The sequence below is a fragment of the Bacillus sp. URHA0034 genome, from assembly GCF_056280405.1.
Map to the genome: position 1 here is coordinate 5,773,335 of NZ_JBWCDK010000002.1, position 19,634 is coordinate 5,792,968.

Here is a 19,634-nt window from a genome sequence, read left to right on the forward strand (position 1 = left end):
AGAAGCCTCGACTTCGGACAGGACTGAAGTAATTTAACCATCTGCTGTCCGAAGAAGCCTCGACTTCGGACAGGATTGAAGTAATTTATCCATCTGCTGTCCGAAGATGTCTCGACTTCGGACAGGACTGAAGTAATTTAGCCATCTGCTGTCCAAAGAAGCCTCGACTTTGGACAGGATTGAAGTAATTTAACCATCTGCTGTCCGAAGAAGCCTCGACTTCGGACAGGACTGAAGTAATTTAACCATCTGCTGTCCGAAGATGCCTCGACTTTGGACAGGACTGAAGTAATTTAACCATCTGCTGTCCGAAGAAGCCTCGACTTTGGACAGGATTGAAGTAATTCAGCCATCTTGCGAATTGGACTGAAAAATACAGTTATAATTTAGTTTTTCTACCTTAAAACTGAACTTAGGCTCCTTCAAGGTTTTTTTTATTTAAGATGGCTATTAGTTAACATACAAAATAGGATGATCGGAAGGATAATTAAAAAATTGCCTAACTGCCAGCGAAATACCTTTGGCTATATTAGTAGCCATCGTGTAGATCAGATGCAGATTCGTATATAATAAAGCACTTCCCAATACGGACTCATTTGTCAGCACGACCCCCATGACACTGCAGTCTCCAATTGGAGGGAGGTTTTGCCCGAGGCCTAGGCCCGGCTGCAGCGGTCCTGATCGTAATACAATCGAGTTAACGAAGTCTACAGAGCCTAGCACACTATCAATTGAAATGACAAAGCTGTTTTTTGGAAAGATATGCCCTGAAATTTTCGGTACGATGGTGGCTGCATCCATTGGGCACTCAAGATTCCCCAGTACCGTTAAGTGATTAGGAAAAATATTACGAAGCAAAGTCCCAACAAAGGGTCCCAAACTGTCGCCGCTTATCAAATTCGAACCAATTCCCACCACATAAATGTGCTTGGTTCCTTCTGGAATGAGTGAATATAAGCTGTTGCGAATGAATAGAGGTGCTAGACGATCATTATACGGTATTACCTTCTCAAGAAACTTTGATTCGCTGTTGTACTGTTTAATTCCCACTATTCAAACACCCCACTATGATGACTTCAAAAAAGAATTCTTCATTTACATAGAATAATCCTTCCTGTTAAAATAAAAATCTATCGAGTGGTAAATATTGCTATAATTTGTTTATTGAGAGTACAAGGGGGACTATAAATGTTTATCCAACGAGCAACCATAAATGAACTGGAGCCGCTAACAGAGTTGTTTGATTTGTACCGGCTGTTTTACCAGCAAGAATCGGATTTGGAAAAAGCTAGACAGTACTTAAGGGAAAGAATCAGCAAGGATGAATCTGTTGCCTTTATTGCATTTGACGGCGGTCAGCCACTGGGGTTTGTTCAACTATATCCTTCCTTTTCAAGTGTCAGCATGAAGTCTTCATGGATTTTAAATGATCTTTATGTAAAAAAGGAAACCAGAGGAAGAGGCGTTGGCGAGAATTTATTAAAAACAGCTATTCAATTCGCAACAGAAACAGGAGCAAAGGGACTGTTTTTAGAAACAGCAAACGATAACGTTAACGCCCAAAGACTCTATGAAAAAATAGGCTTTAAAAAAGAAGCAAATTTCTTTTATTATTATTCTATTTGGCAGGAATGAAAAAACCACCCCAAAACCGGTTCGGAAAAGGGGCAGGAAAGAGCTATTTTTTAGCTAGAAGTTCATCTAAAAATTTAATGGTTTTTTCAACATTGCCTGAGATCATATCTTCGCGGATGTGATCTTGTTTTAATTTGTCCAACGAACCTTTCAGGATTTCCTGTTCCCGTGCATGAGGAATCACGATAACCCCGTCAACATCGCCTACAATGATGTCACCAGGCTCGACAGACACGCCGCCGCAGGAGATCGGTACATTGATTTCTCCACCTCCGTCTTTGGCGCTAGCCGCAACCGTTGTTCCTTTGGCGAAGACGGGAAAGTTCAAATCCTTGATTCCCATGAGATCACGAATCGCTCCATCTGCGACTAAACCGCCAATGCCAAGGGTTTTTGCCATTCCTATAAAAAAATCCCCAGCAATCGCTCGATATTCATCCCCTTTTGCATCGACTACGATAATATCACCAGGATTCGCTTCACGGATGGCTTTTAAGACAGCAAGATTGTCACCAACTGGGGTTTTAACGGTAAACGCTCTCCCTGCCAGTTTGTAATGTCCTTCGATGGGTTTAATAGAAGGGTGTAAATTATTTAACCCTTTCATTGCATCAGAAATACAGGTTGTAGGAATTTCCCGAAACTTATCCACGATCTGGTCCATGATAAAAGCTCCTCTCCATTAAATTTCCATCAATTATTATAACTTGTTTTATAAAAATTGGGAAATTTCAAAAAAAAGGAACTTCCTTAGAAAGAAGTCCCCACAGTGTTTTTATAAAATACTATTTTTCACAGTTGCAGCGTCACTCACATCATTATCTAATAAAAATGAGATTGGGATCAGCATAGGGGCAATATCCCCATTTTGTTCACCATAGCCTTGATTCCGTTTATAGGAAATAAACACATCGGTTATTTGATTCGGTCCCATGTTGAGAATGGAGCCATGGTCGAATACATTGACTTTCATATCACCAAGATTGACGTTCATGGGTGCAAAAATCAACTGGATTCCCCCTTATTACACCAAACTGTTTTTCGTGGTGTTGCTGTCCGTTAAATCTGGATCGACGACATAGGAGATCGGGATGTTGACCGGTGATAAATCACCGTTTTGTTCGCCAACCCCTTGGTTCCTTTTATAGGAGATAAATTGATCAAAAAACTGATTGGGTCCAAGATTAATGAATGAGGCATTATCCACTGTATTCACTTTAAAGCCTAAAAAATTTATGGCCATTGGGGCGAGATTCAAATATATCACTCCTAAGTATAAATTTTATCATCCTTTGTAAGGAGTTTTTATCCAAGACTGTTTTGCTTACTGTTAGGAGAATCGATGAGATCATCATCTAGAATAAGATGGATGGGAATAACGGTAACTGTATCATCGGCCATTTGCTGGCCAAAACCTTGCGATTTTTTGCCAGAGACATTCATTCCTTTAAGCAAGGTCGGTCCAACATTTATAGAACTTGAATGGTCTGGACTATTAATCTTCACATCGCCAATATTTACAATCGTTGGGATAAAAAACACCTTTATCCTCCTTCCTAAAAGGAACCACAATGCTGTATCTCATAATATATTCAGATGGAGGGGGGATAAGAACAATTGACAGATTACCGTCAAGACACAAAAAAAAGAAAGTGGGTCTGCCACTTTCGAAAGAAGGAAAACTTTTATGGGTTAGTACAGCATATGTTGGTGCTTGTACGTGCATGTAGTGAACATGTCCATTTTAAAAAATTTTTTTAAAAAAAGGGCTTAACAAATTTTTTGGATTAGCTCAATCGTATTATTCCTGGGTGAATTCACCAAGGTAGAAACCTCGTACGTCTCCATTAAATTTTCATCAAAGGGAATAAGCATGGGAGTTAACTTACTTGGATCGGCAATGTCAGGGTTAAGCCAGAGGGGCTCATCTTCACGTTTTAAAATGACAGGCATCCGATCATGAATGTCTTTCATTAATTCATTGGGATCCGTTGTGATGACAGAACAAGAATATAGTGTTTTACCGTCCGGTGTCCTATAACCTTCCCAGAGCCCTGCCATGGCGAATAATTCATTGGTCTTTAATTTGATCCGCATAGGGGTCTTCGTTTTATCACTATGGCGTTTCCATTCATAAAAGCTGTCAGCAATGACTAAACAGCGTTTCTTCTTAAAGGCATTACGGAAACTGGGTTTATCGGTAATTGTTTCTGCTCGGGCATTAATCATTTTATTTCCTATCGAGGGATCGCTCGCCCACGGTGGAACAAGGCCCCATTTTAAAAAGCCCATGCGGTTTGATGATCCATCATTAATGACAGCCAGAACCAACTGTGAGGGAGCAATATTATAACTTGGGGCATACAGCTCCTCGTTTAGAAAGGATTGGATATCGAAACGATCAATAATTTCATCAATGGATGCTGTTAATGTGAAGCGGCCGCACATTATATTCACCTCAAGAATTAAAGTTACATTTATTGTAGCAATTGCTGGATTGGATTACAAAAGATTCCTATTACGTAGATTTTTCATCCGTTCTAATATGAGACCATCTGTCTGAGTATTTTCCCCTAAAACAAAGTCTGTTAGATTATAAGAGAGGTAATGTCCATATTGATTATTTGTTTGTAATAAAAGCTCGTCCACATAATAAACTCCATTTGCGATTGTGTCTTTTAGTATAACGGCGAGGGCTGCGTATAAACCGCAGGCAGCCTGAAAATTGGCTGCGTTGGTTTTATAACGCTCCATTACACATTCATTGGATAAGACATGATACATATATCGTTCTTTATCAGGATAGACGAGGAGAACCCCTACCAAATTCTCTCCATCAAGAGGGGATTGGAGGGGGTCGAGAACCTCCCTATTCAACTTCCCTATCTTATCCGGATGATTTGAATTCTCTCGAAGCAGACTTGTTGTATGATCATTTACTTTATATAAGTATCCACCTTCCATATTAAACTGTTTGCTCAAGAAATAAACGGCTTCGTGCGGCATTAAACAGCCATGGAACGGCTTGTCTCCTAATGTTGCTCTGAATTCTAAGTCAAAGACCTGTTCATAAAGGAAGAGCGGGGTCTTATTTTTCATGAACATCGGAAAACTTTGCATGGCTAAATTCAGGAAACCTTCAGGCGGTCTAGTCGTATAAATGACATCCTGTTTAGCAGCAGTCCGAGGTGTTAAGAAGGAGGAATCATGTTCGACAATTAAGCAGGCAAGAGGGTGCTCGTTAGGATAATGATTGATCAGTTCAATGGCCATCCATTGAACAACACCAGGGTTCATCCCGGAACAGATAATCGCTTTTAAGCTGGTATATTCCTTTTTATACTTTTCAAAAAAACGAAGTCGTTCAATCAGCGGAAAGCCTTTGTATTCATTAACATGGTCATTGATATAGATATTTTCCAAAGCACTGTTAACATAATGTATACCCAGTTGGTTGCAGCAGTCTAACATTTCAACTGTATCAGCTAATGATACGTCTATGACGATGGATGTATGAGATCTTTTTAAATAGTTCCTAACAATAATCGTGTCCTTTAAATCAATCTGATGGATTTTTAATCGGTGGATAAGATTGGGGCAGATGCACTGATAATAATCTAATGTTCTTTGGTTGTAGTCAATTAAATGGATGGAACTGTTGAAAAGCTTTTGATGAAGGGGATCATGCTGATCTAGGCTTGCTTTATTTAAGAGAGCGAGCAGTGGTCTTGCGAGACCGCCTGCACTGCCTAGGATCGTCATGACGAGTTTCCTATCGTTCATTTTATCACCTCGATTTTTTGGATTCTTAATAGAATATGCCAAAAATAGCGGGATGGTTGGACAAACTGTAACAAAAAAAGAATAGGAGACCTTTTATGGAAAGGTCTCCTAACGGGAGTTATTATCTTCTTGCGAAATCTACAAAACGGAATTTATCGGGACGGTGCCTTGATTCCGTGTATTGAAACAGTGTGGCGTCGTCTAAATAGACATAGTTTTTGATGACCACGACATTGTGAAAACCTTCAAGATCAAGCAGAGAACGGTCTTCGGCGCTTGGTTCTTCCACAACAATCTCCTTTTTTGCAAAGCTGATCGTCAGCTTTAATTCATTTTCTAGATATTCATAGATCGAGTCCGCACAGATTTCTTCCGTTAGCGAAGGAACAAGACTGCTGCATACGTAATCTTTATCTAAAATGATTTTTTCTCCGCCCATTTCCCTTGTCCGAACAACCTTCCAAACCAGATCTTTACCACCTAACTGCAGTTGTTGGCGGATGTAGCCATCGGGCTTTATTAAGGCAAGCTCATTGACAATGGTTTTTGGTTTACTGCCCATTTTACTTGCTAGTTCCTTAAAACTGACTAAACCACTGACTGGAAAGTCAAATTTACTGATGTCAATGACAATGGAACCTTTTCCTCGAACCTTTTGAATATAGCCATTTTGTGAGAGCAAATTTAGTGCTTTTCGAATCGTTTCCCTCGAGGTATCATATTGATCCTTTAACTCATGCTCAGAGGGAAGCAGCGTCTGCGGTGCTAGTTCACCATTTTTGATTTGCTGAACAATGCTATTATAAATGGTTAAGTACTTGTTTGTCATACTGACATCTCCGATCAATTTTTCAGATAGTACACGATAGACTCATAAGGCCGCAGCACCATTTCCTTGCTAGGATGGGCAGGGGAGTCCTCATAGTTAGAGATTAACATTTCACTATCAGACTCATCAAGATTTAATTGAGAGGATAGTGTAAATCTCTTTTCTCGGCCATAAAAATTGTTGAGAACGAGTACTTTTTCTGTACCGCTGGTTCTGATAAAAGCAAAAAGGTCGGGGTCTTGATCTAAAATTAACTCGAAATCGCCATCCGTAATCACATCGACCTCTTTGCGTAATTGAATCAGCTTTTGATAGTGATAAAAGATAGAATCTGATTCTTGAACCGCTTTTTCAGCGTTTATTTCTTTATAATTTGCCGCTGTATCAATCCATGGAGTGCCCGTTGTAAACCCGGCATTTTCTTGATCATTCCATTGAACAGGCGTTCTTGAATTGTCGCGGGATTTTTGCTTCAAAATTTCAAGAATTTCTGGCACTTCAAGGCCTCTATTTTTCAAAATTTGAAACATATTTAATGACTCGACATCACGGTATTCGTCTATAGCATTGAAGTTTGGATTGGTCATTCCGATTTCTTCGCCTTGATAAATATAAGGAGTTCCCTGCATCAGATGAAGCGTTGTTGCGAGCATTTTAGCGGATTCCTTATGATAATGGATGTCATCACCAAAGCGGGAGACTGCTCTTGGCTGGTCATGATTGCACCAGAAGAGGGCATTCCAGCCGCCGCCTTCGTTCATTTCAATTTGCCATTTAGACAAGATATCTTTCAAAGCTTGAAAATCAAAATCCGCTTTTGTCCATTTATCACCATTCGGATAATCCACTTTTAGGTGATGAAAGCTAAAGGTCATATTTAATTCTTGTTGGTCAGGGTTCGTGTAACGAATACAATTATCGATGGAAGTCGAAGACATTTCTCCAACGGTCATAATATCATATTTCGAAAATACTTGTTCATTCATTTCATGTAAGAATTCATGAATTCTAGGACCATCTGTATAAAACTTGCGGCCGTCACTGTCATCCTGAGGGAAGTGCTGGTCTTTAGAAATTAAATTAATGACATCTAAACGGAAGCCGTCAACGCCTTTCTTTAACCAAAAGTGCATCATCTCATATAATGCGGCGCGGAGCTTTTCATTTTCCCAGTTTAAGTCCGCTTGTGTTACATCGAATAAATGAAGATAGTATTGTTCGGTGGTTTCATCGTATTCCCAAGCGGATCCGCCAAATTTAGATTCCCAGTTGGTAGGGGCCCCGCCATTTTTCCCATCTTTCCAAATGTAGAAGTCTCTGTATGGATTGTCTTTAGAAGACTTGGCTTGTTTAAACCATTCATGCTCAGTGGATGTATGGTTAATAACGATGTCCATAATAATTTTGATGCCGCGTTTATGTGCTTCTTCAAGCAGCAAATCAAAATCTTCCATCGTTCCGTACTCTTCATGAATTGAGTAGTAATCACTGATATCATATCCATTATCTCGCTGAGGAGATTTATAAATAGGTGTCAGCCAAAGGACATCCACACCGAGTTCTTTTAAATAGTCTAATTTCTCCATAATTCCCCGGATATCTCCGGTACCATTTCCTGTTGTGTCATTAAAGCTTTTTGGATAGATTTGATAGACGACTGCTTTCTTCCACCATGCTGTTGACATACTAAACACCTGCCTAAATTTTTGATTTATCTAATGTGGAAAAGGAGGGAGATGGTCTCCCTCCTGTAAGGAGTGCTAATTAATTGCTTAACTTTGACTTATTCAAACGAGTCTTTGAGAAAATTGTAGTTAAGATGAATGGAACTACAATTGCAATCAACATACAGATAGCGAACATTGCCATATGTTTTGCCTGGATCGAAAGAATACCAGGTAGACCTCCGACACCGATGGAGTTAGCCATTACACCACTTGCAACGGATACAACACCTGCAATCATCGAGCCGATCATCGCAGCCAGGAATGGGAAGCCATATTTTAAGTTAATACCAAACATAGCAGGTTCTGTTACACCTAGGTAACAAGAGATAGTTGCTGGGATTGAAACTTGCTTTTCTTCTTCATTTTTACGGTTGATAAAGATCATGGCAAGAACCGCTGAACCTTGAGCAATATTTGATAAAGCGATCATTGGCCATAGGTTTGTTCCACCAAATTGACTTACTAATTGAAGGTCAATCGCATTTGTCATATGGTGTAAACCAGTGATAACGAGTGGAGCATAAGCGAATCCAAATACTGCAGCAAACAACCAGCCAAATGATGAAGTTAAGCTAGCGTATACCACGTGAGAGATACCAGCACCAATTTTCCAGCCGATAGGACCTAAGATGGTGTGTGCGATTAATACAGTTGGAACTAATGCAAAGAACGGTACAACAATCATAGAAATTGAATTTGGAACGATTTTACGTAATCTTGTTTCAAAGAAACCTAATGTTAAACCAGCTAAGATCGCAGGGATAACTTGTGCTTGATAACCAATCATTTTAATGTGCGCGAATCCAAAATTCCATGTTGGAATTTCTTTTGCACCAGCAACAGCGTAAGCATTTAATAATTGTGGTGATACTAAGGTAATACCAAGAACGATACCAAGAATTTGGGATGCACCCATTTTTTTTGCAACTGACCAGGTGATTCCGACTGGAAGGAAGTGGAAGATCGCTTCACCAATCAGCCATAGGAATGAGTGAACACCTGCCCAGAATTGGGATACTTCAACAATCGTCTTTGTTCCATCATCTAATAATTTAATGTCACCAATGATATTTCGGAAACCAAGGATTAAACCACCGACTACTAGGGCAGGAATTAATGGCGTGAAGATTTCCGCTAAGTGACCCATCATCCGCTGAATCCAGTTCTGATTTTGCTTGGCCGCTTTTTTCGCATCTTCTTTAGAAGTGCCGTCTACCCCTGCAATTTTTACAAATTCATTATAAAAGCTAGGTACTTCGTTACCGATGATAACCTGGAATTGTCCAGCTTGGGTAAATGTACCTTTCACAAGTTTAATGGATTCAATTTCTTTTACGTTTGCTTTACTTGGATCATTTAAAACAAAACGCATTCTTGTTACACAGTGGGTTACGGCTGCAATATTTTCTTTACCACCAATATGTTGTAGTAGTTCCTTCGAAGGATCTGTATACTTCGTCATTTTCTTTCCCCCTAATTAAATGGTGTCAAGACCATTTTCTTTCCTTAGTTTCTCAAAACTTCTATATAAATAATGGGTACGGTTTCATTCCCTTTCTCATCTTGTATATACAAGTTTTGTTTACGGTTTCATTGTAACTTGTATATACATGTCTGTCAACAAAAAAAATTAAGTTTTTTAAAATAGTTTATAATCTATTAAAAGGGCAAATTTCGCTATTATTATGGGAGTTTTATTAAAAAAACATGCTTAAATAAACTTAATGGATAAAATAGGATGGGGAGGAGGGGGACTATTTTATTATTTCAGCATATGTCTTTTGAATTACTTTTCCACTTTACAGTAATAAATTATTGATAGAAGATTCCGAAAATGATAAAATGAACTTGTTTAAATTCTTCTGAGTTTAGACCTCCTAATTGTGAGAGCTTAGCCTAGACCACTAAGTTCTCTGTTTGAACCTTTGAATCTATTCAAAGGTTCCTTTTTTTGTGGGTTGGCATCGTTAACCGATTATTTGATACGATAGATCTACATACATTTCCTTATAAAAAAGTGAGGGACATTAAAGTGGAATTTATGACGTTGGATCAGTGGAATGATGCATTATGGGACGAGGTCCGTCCGATTTATGAACAGGCATTTGCTGATAAAGGGGCAAAACCGGAAAAGATCATCCGAAATATGTTTCGGAAACAAATTTGTTTTTTACATATCGGTTTTATTGATGGGCGGGCAGCAGCGATGGCGTTAACCGGTAAAATGAAAGGCACACAGTCACTGCTTATCGATTATTTGGCAGTAAAAAATGAACAGAGAGGACAGGGTACGGGAATTCATATGTTGAAATATATCGAGGATTGGGCTATGACTTCTGAAAACTATACTAGTTTAATGATTGAAGTCGAAGCCGAAGAAACGCCTGAGAATCAGGCCCGAGTTGCTTTTTGGAAAAGATGTGGTTTTGTCTTAACGGATTATATCCACCACTATATCTGGGTGCCCGAACCTTATCAGGCTATGTATAAAAAACTAAAACCGGAAAAGACCTTTCCCACGGAGGGGGAGATTCTTTTTACTTTTATTAGTCAATTTCATAAAGCGTCCTTTCAGCGCTGAATTTTGCGAACTATTGGGCTGCGTCCTTCAATAAGAAATAACGGATAATAACCCAGTGGTTCACAGAAGATTTCTTCATCAGACTTCTATTCTAAAAATCTATTCTTCCACTTCATTGATGGCAATAGACAACTTTCGTTTCTTCCAAACCATTTATAGCGGTTAGCTGCCACGATATCATAAACAAAATCCCTTAGGAAAGGGGGAACGATCAGAAAGAACGTGAACAGTTTCCAAGGACCTTCTAGCTGTCTGCAAACACGTAAAGCGGCATTCGACTTTAGGTATAATTTTTCATCCTCAATTAAAACAAAGCTATTAACATCCATCTTTAAGCCATGTCTATCCAACAAATCTTGACCAATCTTTCCTTGAAGAGAGGTAAATTTAAATTTCCCATCAGGGTCTCTTTTTAGGATGAATTGGACACTGCTGTTGCAAAGATTACATTCACCGTCAAATAAAATAATTCGTTCCATCTAAATCACCAACTTTAACCTAGATGTCATTAGCATATCATAATGCACTTATCAACATAAGAAGTCACAATAGTTCTTTTAAAGGTAGTTAGGGTTTAGGTAAACGCTTTATCAAAAATCTAACCATTCGAAATAGTTTCCTTACAATTAAAAAGAGTGTCACACGACACTCCTTTTAGATATTTCTTATTATGCTGCATAAAAAAGCTTGTTTAAAATTGGGCTAAAAAAAACCGGTTACGTCATATGCACTGTTTTAATATGCTGGAAGTTAATATGAATCGGGTCTTCTTTTGCACTAATCAATTCCACAAAATTATTGTTAATGGATTGAATTTTTCCAATCACATTTTCATTTTCCGCGATATTAAATACAATTAACTCTCCAATTAATTTTTCAATCTGGACTTCAAAGGACCGGGCAAATGAGAGGCTGCTTGGACTTACAGGCAGACTGGCGTTACTTAGTCCGTATGGGCGTTGATTGTTCGTATAAGGGATTAACCATTTTAAATGGTTTAACGAAATAAACATGGTTTTGTAAATGGGGGAGTAAAAGACAAAGTAATTATTCATGATACTAATGATATAACCATGTAAAGCTTGATTACTTGTGACATAGATTTCTGTGAAAATTCCTTTTGCCGCCGTAAGAGTTTTCCGTAGCGAAATCTCTTCATTATGATTATAAATGGGGACAGGTTCGTCGTTGAAGGTAATTTCATCAATTTCATATTGTTTCATAAACTGCCAATTTTGAATATGAATGGTTGGAATATAAAGATAGTCAATTCCGTTAAATAGAACCCATAAATCACTCCCAATATCCACCAAAAGTCCATAGATCGACTTCTTTCCAGATATTTCAATTTTTATATACTTACCAATATTTTCTTTCATTTTCACGGATTTACTCACATCCTTTCCCAGGCATTTCCATTCACAAATAGAGATGGGCTGATAGGATCACTTCTTTATCCATCTTCATAACTGACTTGTTGCCCAGCTCTTATTTGTAAGAGGACATGGATGCCATTGAAATACTTGTTTGACTGAGTGATCGACTTGTTTTCATGTGCAATGTGGTCAATTAGAATCTAAAGGTTCGATTATTGTTACTTGGCCAACCTGCAAATGGGAACGTTCTTTCTTGAGTTTGGGATACGGGTTCACTGGTAACGCGGACGGCTCTAGTTTCTTGCTTTTTTTGTCTCCATACTTTTTTCGTATCGTTATATACTTTTTCCTGTGAAGGAGTTTCTGTTTGCTTAGATACAGGTGTTACGGTTTCTTGAGGTTTTTCTTGTTTCTTTTCTTTTTTAGCTGAAGGGGAAGTGGATGTTGGTTTACTAGGTTTTTCAGGTTCTTGATGGGATTTCACATTGTTGGATTTAGAACCGAGTTCTTCGCCCTTTTTCTGCTCTTTTAGAACCGTTTCACTTACTGGTTTTTTTACTTCACTTTTAAACATTTGCATTGATTCAAACTCGTCAAGATACATGTTCCCTTTTGCTGAGTGGTAATCTTGTATAGTTGGTTCACTTTTGTGTGAACTTGACCAGACCACCATGTGGTTCGGCTCCATAACTTCTGAGGATTCAGCTTCAATTTTTATCTCGAACTTTTCTTGGGTGGATGGGGATTTTGATTTTTTTTCACTTGCTTTAGTTTCAGCCTTATATTCTTTTCGTGCAGGATATGAGAAATGATCTTCAACTTTATCCTTTGATTTATTCGTTTTCTCTTTTGAACCCTTGGATTCCTTAGACTCTTTTGAATTGTCCGTTTCGGTTTTCTTGTTTGAATCGTTCGATTCTTTAGACTCGTTTGATTCTTTTTCTTGATTATTCGTTTCATTCTTGCTTTCAGTTTTTTCCTGTTCTTTTTTCTCTTGTTTTTCTTTTATAAATCCTTTTAAAATATTGGAGATTTGGGCTATCTTGATGAGGATTCGCTCTTCGCCATTTATCAGCGTAACAAAATCTTCATCAATCTCGCTTAGTACACCGTAAAAGCTTTGTTTATTAATACTCAGGATCGTTACCCATGAATATTGAAAAGAGTGTAAGAGCTCCATTAAGCTCTGTGTTTTTTTGAATTCTACAGATGCTTCCTCCGGCTGAAACTGCTTTGTATTTTTAAGGATAGCTTGGATTTTATCTATGTTATAGTAGAAAATATATTTGTTTTCAGTTTCTAGAACTACATGGTCAGTTTCTACGCCAATCAATTTTCCTTTAAAGATGTCTTCACCCACATAAAGATTTACTTGAAACCCTTTTAGTAAATCCAATGCAGCTGAAAATTTTTCTAACCCCATGTTTCATCCTCCTTAAGAGATAATGGGTCGCTTCTCTTGTTGGAGAAGCGACATAGTTTTTTACTCGTTATCTGTGCTTTCATCATTTTTTTGGTTATCATTTTCCTCATTATTGTTATCAGAATTGTGGCTGCTGCTCTCGTCATCATTTGATGATTTCTCCACCATCAGGCCGTAGCTAATGTTTCGAATGTGCTTCAATGAAAAACGAACCACTTCTTCATTCACGATGAGAGACGCATAGTGTTTGTTAGAGTCACTTAGTACACCCTCTAAAGACTCTGGACCACCATCGCGGTTTATTTTCACCCATTGAAATCTAATGCTTTCTAAAAGTTTATGAAAATTTTCTGCAGTCTTAAAATCAAATTTTTCAGGAATTTTCAAGCCCAATTTCATCGCATCTTTAGAACTTTCTGTGATACTTCTGACATGGTTCGTTTTATAATAAACCACACCGTCTTTTTCTGTTAGAAGTACAAAGAAGTCTTCAAATACAGCAAGCAATTTCCCGATTCTGGATTCTGGACCGCCACGATCTACCCTAATTGTTTTACCCACATGCATGTTCATAAGTTCTCTATCCATAAAAGTTTTTTCCTCCTTTATTAAATAAACATTTACACTCCATCTATATGTATCACGGGATGACGTTGTACTAATAAAGAGGCCCTTTTTCGTGTTTTTTGCAAAAAATAGGCAAAAAAAAGTATATGATATTCAACCATATACTTTGTCATCCTGTAGTTTAATTAGTTGCTGCTTTAAGTAGCTATTTCGTTTTTCAATGAAATTAATGATTACGTCCTTTTCTTTATTAAGAATATCACCTGTTCTGTTTAGATAAGGATCCATTTGTATAGTAGGCTTCAGAGTTTCAAAGATTTCTTCAATAATGTCTATTTGTGTTTCAACAGTAAATTGGCAGTCTAAAATGGAGGAAAGAATCTCACAATATTTCTTTTTAAAATCAGGAAAGTAAAGTAGTCTGCCTGTTAGGGTATTATACCCAGTTATAGGTACAAAATCATGATCAAGAAGCTTTCCATGCAGGTCTCTTCCCCAAGTTCCATCATAATCCCATGGCGTAATTTCAAAAGTGTTGGTTTCACTATTTTGGTAGAGTGCATAATTATGAATAAAGCCATCAAAATTTTGTGTACAAACCACCCCTGCCAACCATGTTAGATACTGGTCCACATTTAATAACTTAGTTATTTCCTCTTCAAACACCTCATTCTTCAGGGTATTCGTTTTGGAAATTAAATCTTCTAAAGGTGTCAAATCATCCTGATCACCATATTTAAGGGTATATCCTTCCAGTAAATTCGATTTTAATTTCTTTTTTGGAGACAGCAGGGAGAAATTTGCGTAGTAGTTTGTCGCATAAATAATCGGCCCCATTGGTAAATTTCTTTTTTGCAAAAGAAATTGATCGAAGGATTCAATCTCTAAATAAATTCCCTTACAGAAACCATTTATATAGACAAGGACATGCTTGGAATGTGGCGAAATGACACCTATGCTATCAAAGAAATCAAGAGAAAGCTTGTTACGGCTAAGTGAGATATCATTGTATTCTGCGTTTAAATGGATTTCATGAGCACCATTTATAGTAAAGGGTTTTTGAAAAATAATATTATAGGATTTCTTTTTTTTCTTCCGAATTACATTTCCGCGATAGGCCAAGCCGATTGAATATTGATTGTTTCCTATTTTGAGGACTGCCGGAACATGTTTATCCATCCAGATATCTTTATTCAGCTGGTTTAACATCTTGGGATTAATCAAAATTTCATATTTTTGCAATTTAAAAACCCCTAATTCAATACATTTTTTAGAATTCTATGCTGTTTCAATAGTATTTGTGCAGTTTATGGGTAAGTTGGTAATTTTTAAAAAAATAAACTAATGTCTATGACACTTTGGTCCTAACTCCCATAACTTATCAATGAAGTATAAATATATGGAAAGTGGTGGAGTGTTTAAATGAGAATGGTTATGGAAAACCTGCTTACTCAAGCACAAGAGAATGGGGTAATTGAATTTTTAATCAATAACCCTGTTGAATTTAAAAAAGGCCCAAAAAAAGGTCCTAAAAAGTCTAAAGGTTCTAAGGGCAGCAAAGGTTCACAAGGCAGCAGAGGTTCCCAAGGCAGCAGAGGTTCCCAAGGCAGCAGAGGTTCACGAGGCAGCAGAGGTTCCCAAGGCAGCAGAGGTTCACGAGGCAGCAGAGGTTCCCAAGGCAGCAGAGGTACTCGTGGCAGCAGAGGTACTCGTGGCAGCAGAGGTACTCGAGGCAGCAGAGGTTCCCAAGGCAGCAGAGGTACTCGTGGCAGCAGAGGTTCTCGTGGCAGCAGAGGTTCTCGAGGCAGCAGAGGTACTCGTGGCAGCCGAGGTTCCCAAGGCAGCAGAGGTACTCGTGGCAGCAGAGGTTCTCGTGGCAGCCGAGGTTCTCGAGGCAGCAGAGGTTCTCGTGGCAGCCGAGGTTCTCGAGGCAGCAGAGGCTCACGTGGCAGCCGAGGTTCCCAAGGCAGCCGAGGTTCGCGTGGCAGCAGAGGCTCACGTGGCAGCAGAGGTTCCCAAGGCAGCCGAGGTACTCGTGGCAGCAGAGGTTCCCAAGGCAGCAGAGGTTCTCGAGGCAGCAGAGGTTCCCAAGGCAGCAGAGGTTCCCAAGGCAGCAGAGGTTCGCGTGGCAGCAGAGGTTCCCAAGGCAGCAGAGGTTCGCGTGGCAGCAGAGGTTCCCGTGGCAGCAGAGGTTCCCGTGGCAGCAGAGGTTCCCGTGGCAGCCGAGGTTCCCAAGGCAGCAGAGGTTCTCGTGGCAGCAGCGGCTCCCGTGGCAGCAGCGGCTCCCGTGGCAGCAAGGGTTCCAAGGGACAAAAAGGACCAAAAGGACTAAAGGGGCCAAAAGGTAACAAGTAATATAGGATAATTAACCTTATCTATAATCTAATTACAAAAGCCGATATTTAAAATATCGGTTTTTTTATTTCCCCTAAACTTTGTTGCTGATTTGCGAAAACCTCCTTTATTTAAAAGAAAAAACATTATCCCTTAGATGAGATACAAGCTTACATATTTTTTGGAAAAATTTATAGATAGATGCTGATTTGTTTCATTACGGGATATTCGTTTAGAGCGAGCCTTCATTTTGGACGTACTATATTGCAAGGGACAAGAAGAAAAAAACGGAAAATAAACGGAAGGAAACTAAACGAAGGGAGTAAATTCATTTATATGTATCACCAAATGACGGTAATTATCACTATATTTGCTTTTATCCTTACTATGGTCATGATCTTTATCCGTCCAAAAAATATGAACGAAGCTTTACCTGCCACAATTGGCGCTGTTCTCGTTTTTCTGAGCGGTAGTGTTTCAACCGGGGATTTACTTGATATTAGTTCCAAGGTAACGGGAGCTGCGATTACCATTATAGCTACGATTGTAATGGCAATCGTTCTTGAGAGCATAGGCTTTTTCAGCTGGACCGCGGCACTAATGCTGAAACTATCAAGGGGTTCTGGTTACCGCTTATATTGGAATACCTTGATTTTATGCTTTTTAATGACGTTATTTTTTAATAACGATGGAAGTATTCTCATTACAACACCGATCCTGATTCTAATTTTAAATAACTTAAAACTAAAAAATGTACAAAAAATCCCTTATCTTTTAAGTGGAGCTTTAATCGCCACTGCCTCGAGTGCCCCGATTGGTGTAAGCAATATTGTGAATCTGATTGCATTGAAAATTATTGGAATGGACCTTTATCTACAAACCGAAATGATGTTTGTTCCAGGAGTCATTGGTCTATTGTTTTTAGCCTATTTGTTGTTCCTCGTTTTTAAAAAGAACATTCCATCCCAAATCCGCTTCCATTCGTACTCGATTCCATTGCAGAAAAACCGCCCATTCCATCCGCTCCAACAAAACTCTGAAAGTCTATTTACCCAGCAGAAGAAACTGATGATTAAAATGTTAATCTTCGTTTTTATTGTCAGAATTAGTCTTTTTATCGCATCGTTTATTGGCATCTCCGTTTCTTTAGTAGCGGTTTGCGGCTCGTTAATTCTATTGATTTGGAGATGGATGTATTTAAAAGTGAGTCCAACGGATGTCCTGAAAAAAATCCCTTGGCACATATTAATTTTTGCCTTTAGCATGTATGTGATCATTTTTGGATTACACAATATCGGATTAACTGCCTATTTAATTGAACATCTTAAACCGCTTGTCCAGGACAGCTTCTTCCATGCAAGCTTGACAATGGGGGGCATTACAGCCCTTTTATCCAACATTTTTAACAATCATCCTGCTTTGATGGTCTCAACCTTGGCCTTGACAGAAATGGGACTGGACCCCCTAATTATGAAAACAGTGTATTTAGCCAATATTATCGGAAGTGATATAGGATCCCTTATTCTACCGATTGGAACTTTGGCAACCCTAATCTGGATGCATATTTTAAAGAAAAGCAAAATTAAGATTACCTGGGTAGAATACATGAAAGTGACGTTAATCGTCATACCGCCAACCTTGATCTTTACCTTAATCAGTTTGTATCTATGGCTTATGCTTATTTTTGTAAAATAGGGCCACCTAAACAAGTTTGATGAAAGTTACCTAGTTCATTAAACTTGTTTTTATTTTGATCAAAACACTACTACACACTTTTTACATTTATGAATAATAAATAAGGTGAGCACTTATTAAGTTCGGGATATAAGGATGTGAAGGGGATGTGGTAGAATTCTCACTAAACCAACAAGAATTACCACAACGACTAGTAAGGATCTATAAACAAATCATTCAGTCTAGTCATCATGTAGCGGATCAACACGAATTGCAGGACGATGCGAGCATGTGTCGGGACAATTTGATCTCGTATCTTGGACTTCGTGAACAACACTTCTTAAGTTTACGGCAAGAACTTAAGAATAAAGGGCTTCCAGATCTAATGCAATCACCTGCACACCTTTTATATACACTAGAAAAAATATTAGCCTATTTATCTATCTCTTTACCTTCGCAAAAAAGTTTACAGGTGCCCACTCCGGACGAATCAAGTAAAATCTTAACAAAGCGGACAGAGGACCTTTTCGGGAGTAGATTGAACCAGCCAGCCATTATGGTCACAGTGGATTCTAAAGTCTTGCACAATCCGAACCAGCTAGAGGAGCTATTACGTAATGGAATGGACGTTGCTCGAATCAATTGCGCTCATGATGATTCGGAAATATGGAAGCACCTCATTGATGCAATACGAGAAGCAGAAAAAAAGCTGAGGCTGGAAGGAAAGTATGATAAGAACGCTTGTAAAATCTATATGGATTTAGCAGGTCCTAAGGTACGAGTTGGGAAACTTCCGTTTGCTCCAATTTTGGTGATGAAAGGGGATCGGCTGCGATTATATCTGAATTCCGAAACTAGTGGACATTCCGCTCTCGACGATATTCCGGCTGGTGTTCCGGTAACACTTGAAAAGGCGTTTCGAAATGTTCGTGTAAACGATTCTATTTTTATCGATGATGGGAAAATTCATGGATTTGTCACACAGGTTACTAAAGAATTTGTTGAAGTGGTGATTGATTCGCCCGCACTCAAACCGATGCGGATTAAAGAAGGGAAGGGGCTAAATTTACCTGATTCTCTGTTAAGCTTAAATCTTCCGGCCTTAACGGAAAAGGATTTGGCGGACATACCGTTTATTACTAAGCACGCAGATATTGTAGGAATATCCTTTGTTCACTCACCACTTGACTTAAAAAAGTTACGACAAGAATTAGAAATAGTTAAGCGGACGGATATTGGTGTTGTCGCGAAAATCGAAACAAAGGATGCAGTCCACAATTTGGCGAGAATCATTCTCGAAGGATTACATTTTAAAAGATTCGGAATTATGTTAGCAAGAGGCGACTTGGCCGTTGAGGTTGGTCTAGAGAATTTATCTTTTGTACAAGATGAAATTTTAACTATATGCTCGGCCGCTTACACCCCCGTTATATGGGCAACAGGCGTATTGGAAAAGCTAACAAAAAAGGGGATACCGACGCGTGCAGAAATCACCGATGCAGCTTACGGAACTCGGGCAAACTGCATCATGCTAAATAAAGGAGCTTTTATTGTAGACGCAGTGAAAATGTTAGTGAAAATAGTCAATACAAGGGGTGCTGATCCGCCAAGACTGAAGCAACAATCGGATTTAATTACACAATATGGGATATTTGGTCCAAAGAGCAAGGCGTAGAAAAATGGCGTGTTTCAACTATCCAGTTGA

Annotated in this window: 20 protein-coding genes; 5 read left to right on the forward strand and 15 right to left on the reverse strand. The window is 38.8% G+C overall.

Translation table 11 applies throughout. The features are described 5' to 3' along the window. Window positions 1–450: 450 nt before the first annotated feature. Window positions 451–1,050: a spore protease YyaC gene (gene yyaC, locus ACZ9EE_RS30020; RefSeq protein ID WP_476032233.1), complete on the reverse strand. Its 600-nt coding sequence runs from the start codon at window positions 1,048–1,050 to the stop codon at window positions 451–453. A gap of 138 nt (window positions 1,051–1,188) precedes the next feature. On the opposite strand from yyaC, the gene ACZ9EE_RS30025 reads away from it, so the two are divergent. Then, on the forward strand, window positions 1,189–1,635 hold the full coding sequence (locus tag ACZ9EE_RS30025; protein WP_476032234.1) for a GNAT family N-acetyltransferase: 447 nt from the start codon (window positions 1,189–1,191) through the stop codon (window positions 1,633–1,635). Between the two features lie 43 nt (window positions 1,636–1,678). On the opposite strand, the gene ACZ9EE_RS30030 is transcribed toward ACZ9EE_RS30025, so the two are convergent. The 9 genes from ACZ9EE_RS30030 to treP form a co-directional block, all read right to left on the reverse strand. Beyond that, window positions 1,679–2,299, reverse strand: coding sequence for an RraA family protein (locus ACZ9EE_RS30030; RefSeq protein WP_476032235.1), 621 nt, complete (start codon window positions 2,297–2,299; stop codon window positions 1,679–1,681). Window positions 2,300–2,410: 111 nt separating this feature from the next. Continuing rightward, the gene (locus tag ACZ9EE_RS30035; RefSeq protein WP_476032236.1) at window positions 2,411–2,644 is read right to left on the reverse strand and encodes a hypothetical protein; all 234 of its coding nucleotides are present in this window, start codon (window positions 2,642–2,644) and stop codon (window positions 2,411–2,413) included. A 15-nt stretch (window positions 2,645–2,659) separates the two neighbouring features. Beyond that, complete coding sequence (locus ACZ9EE_RS30040; protein WP_476032237.1) at window positions 2,660–2,893, reverse strand: hypothetical protein; 234 nt, start codon at window positions 2,891–2,893, stop codon at window positions 2,660–2,662. 47 nt (window positions 2,894–2,940) lie between these two features. After that, entirely contained in the window at window positions 2,941–3,177 is a 237-nt protein-coding gene (locus tag ACZ9EE_RS30045) for a hypothetical protein (protein WP_476032239.1), read from the reverse strand. A 228-nt stretch (window positions 3,178–3,405) separates the two neighbouring features. Then, window positions 3,406–4,083 (reverse strand): SOS response-associated peptidase, encoded by a 678-nt coding sequence (locus tag ACZ9EE_RS30050; RefSeq protein ID WP_476033153.1) that lies wholly within the window; start codon window positions 4,081–4,083, stop codon window positions 3,406–3,408. Window positions 4,084–4,137: 54 nt separating this feature from the next. Next, window positions 4,138–5,418: an S-adenosylmethionine decarboxylase related protein gene (locus tag ACZ9EE_RS30055; protein ID WP_476032241.1), complete on the reverse strand. Its 1,281-nt coding sequence runs from the start codon at window positions 5,416–5,418 to the stop codon at window positions 4,138–4,140. Between the two features lie 121 nt (window positions 5,419–5,539). After that, window positions 5,540–6,247: a trehalose operon repressor gene (gene treR, locus ACZ9EE_RS30060; protein ID WP_476032243.1), complete on the reverse strand. Its 708-nt coding sequence runs from the start codon at window positions 6,245–6,247 to the stop codon at window positions 5,540–5,542. 14 nt (window positions 6,248–6,261) lie between these two features. Then, window positions 6,262–7,932: an alpha,alpha-phosphotrehalase gene (gene treC / locus ACZ9EE_RS30065; RefSeq protein WP_476032244.1), complete on the reverse strand. Its 1,671-nt coding sequence runs from the start codon at window positions 7,930–7,932 to the stop codon at window positions 6,262–6,264. 79 nt (window positions 7,933–8,011) lie between these two features. Beyond that, on the reverse strand, window positions 8,012–9,436 hold the full coding sequence (gene treP / locus ACZ9EE_RS30070; protein WP_476032245.1) for a PTS system trehalose-specific EIIBC component: 1,425 nt from the start codon (window positions 9,434–9,436) through the stop codon (window positions 8,012–8,014). Window positions 9,437–10,015: 579 nt separating this feature from the next. Between treP and ACZ9EE_RS30075 the strand changes: the two genes are divergently transcribed. Continuing rightward, window positions 10,016–10,555 carry a GNAT family N-acetyltransferase gene (locus ACZ9EE_RS30075; RefSeq protein ID WP_476033154.1) on the forward strand — a complete coding sequence of 180 codons (540 nt, stop codon included), beginning with the start codon at window positions 10,016–10,018 and terminating at the stop codon, window positions 10,553–10,555. Between the two features lie 86 nt (window positions 10,556–10,641). On the opposite strand, the gene ACZ9EE_RS30080 is transcribed toward ACZ9EE_RS30075, so the two are convergent. The 5 genes from ACZ9EE_RS30080 to ACZ9EE_RS30100 form a co-directional block, all read right to left on the reverse strand. Next, window positions 10,642–11,034 (reverse strand): thiol-disulfide oxidoreductase DCC family protein, encoded by a 393-nt coding sequence (locus ACZ9EE_RS30080; RefSeq protein WP_476032246.1) that lies wholly within the window; start codon window positions 11,032–11,034, stop codon window positions 10,642–10,644. Window positions 11,035–11,271: 237 nt separating this feature from the next. Further along, on the reverse strand, window positions 11,272–11,934 hold the full coding sequence (locus ACZ9EE_RS30085; protein ID WP_476033155.1) for a DUF2642 domain-containing protein: 663 nt from the start codon (window positions 11,932–11,934) through the stop codon (window positions 11,272–11,274). A 190-nt stretch (window positions 11,935–12,124) separates the two neighbouring features. After that, window positions 12,125–13,354, reverse strand: coding sequence for a hypothetical protein (locus ACZ9EE_RS30090; protein WP_476032247.1), 1,230 nt, complete (start codon window positions 13,352–13,354; stop codon window positions 12,125–12,127). Window positions 13,355–13,414: 60 nt separating this feature from the next. Beyond that, window positions 13,415–13,942, reverse strand: coding sequence for a hypothetical protein (locus tag ACZ9EE_RS30095; RefSeq protein ID WP_476032249.1), 528 nt, complete (start codon window positions 13,940–13,942; stop codon window positions 13,415–13,417). Window positions 13,943–14,074: 132 nt separating this feature from the next. Further along, entirely contained in the window at window positions 14,075–15,163 is a 1,089-nt protein-coding gene (locus ACZ9EE_RS30100; RefSeq protein WP_476032251.1) for a CotH kinase family protein, read from the reverse strand. Window positions 15,164–15,419: 256 nt separating this feature from the next. Between ACZ9EE_RS30100 and ACZ9EE_RS30105 the strand changes: the two genes are divergently transcribed. From ACZ9EE_RS30105 to ACZ9EE_RS30115, 3 genes are all read left to right on the forward strand, one after another. Beyond that, a complete protein-coding gene (locus ACZ9EE_RS30105; protein ID WP_476032252.1) occupies window positions 15,420–16,253 on the forward strand; it encodes a hypothetical protein in 834 nt (277 codons plus the stop codon). A 338-nt stretch (window positions 16,254–16,591) separates the two neighbouring features. After that, the gene (locus tag ACZ9EE_RS30110) at window positions 16,592–17,950 is read left to right on the forward strand and encodes an arsenic transporter (RefSeq protein ID WP_476032254.1); all 1,359 of its coding nucleotides are present in this window, start codon (window positions 16,592–16,594) and stop codon (window positions 17,948–17,950) included. A gap of 148 nt (window positions 17,951–18,098) precedes the next feature. Next, the gene (locus tag ACZ9EE_RS30115) at window positions 18,099–19,604 is read left to right on the forward strand and encodes a pyruvate kinase (protein ID WP_476032255.1); all 1,506 of its coding nucleotides are present in this window, start codon (window positions 18,099–18,101) and stop codon (window positions 19,602–19,604) included. Window positions 19,605–19,634: the final 30 nt, after the last annotated feature.

Excerpts from the sequence above, each read along its gene's own strand:
- ACZ9EE_RS30025 (WP_476032234.1), top strand. The coding sequence starts at position 1,189 with ATGTTTATCCAACGAGCAACCATAAATGAACTGGAGCCGCTAACAGAG.
- ACZ9EE_RS30030 (WP_476032235.1), bottom strand. The coding sequence starts at position 2,299 with ATGGACCAGATCGTGGATAAGTTTCGGGAAATTCCTACAACCTGTATT.
- ACZ9EE_RS30050 (WP_476033153.1), bottom strand. The coding sequence starts at position 4,083 with ATGTGCGGCCGCTTCACATTAACAGCATCCATTGATGAAATTATTGAT.
- ACZ9EE_RS30055 (WP_476032241.1), bottom strand. The coding sequence starts at position 5,418 with ATGAACGATAGGAAACTCGTCATGACGATCCTAGGCAGTGCAGGCGGT.
- treR (WP_476032243.1), bottom strand. The coding sequence starts at position 6,247 with ATGACAAACAAGTACTTAACCATTTATAATAGCATTGTTCAGCAAATC.
- treC (WP_476032244.1), bottom strand. The coding sequence starts at position 7,932 with ATGTCAACAGCATGGTGGAAGAAAGCAGTCGTCTATCAAATCTATCCA.
- treP (WP_476032245.1), bottom strand. The coding sequence starts at position 9,436 with ATGACGAAGTATACAGATCCTTCGAAGGAACTACTACAACATATTGGT.
- ACZ9EE_RS30075 (WP_476033154.1), top strand. The coding sequence starts at position 10,016 with ATGACGTTGGATCAGTGGAATGATGCATTATGGGACGAGGTCCGTCCG.
- ACZ9EE_RS30080 (WP_476032246.1), bottom strand. The coding sequence starts at position 11,034 with ATGGAACGAATTATTTTATTTGACGGTGAATGTAATCTTTGCAACAGC.
- ACZ9EE_RS30085 (WP_476033155.1), bottom strand. The coding sequence starts at position 11,934 with ATGAAAGAAAATATTGGTAAGTATATAAAAATTGAAATATCTGGAAAG.
- ACZ9EE_RS30090 (WP_476032247.1), bottom strand. The coding sequence starts at position 13,354 with ATGGGGTTAGAAAAATTTTCAGCTGCATTGGATTTACTAAAAGGGTTT.
- ACZ9EE_RS30095 (WP_476032249.1), bottom strand. The coding sequence starts at position 13,942 with ATGGATAGAGAACTTATGAACATGCATGTGGGTAAAACAATTAGGGTA.
- ACZ9EE_RS30110 (WP_476032254.1), top strand. The coding sequence starts at position 16,592 with ATGTATCACCAAATGACGGTAATTATCACTATATTTGCTTTTATCCTT.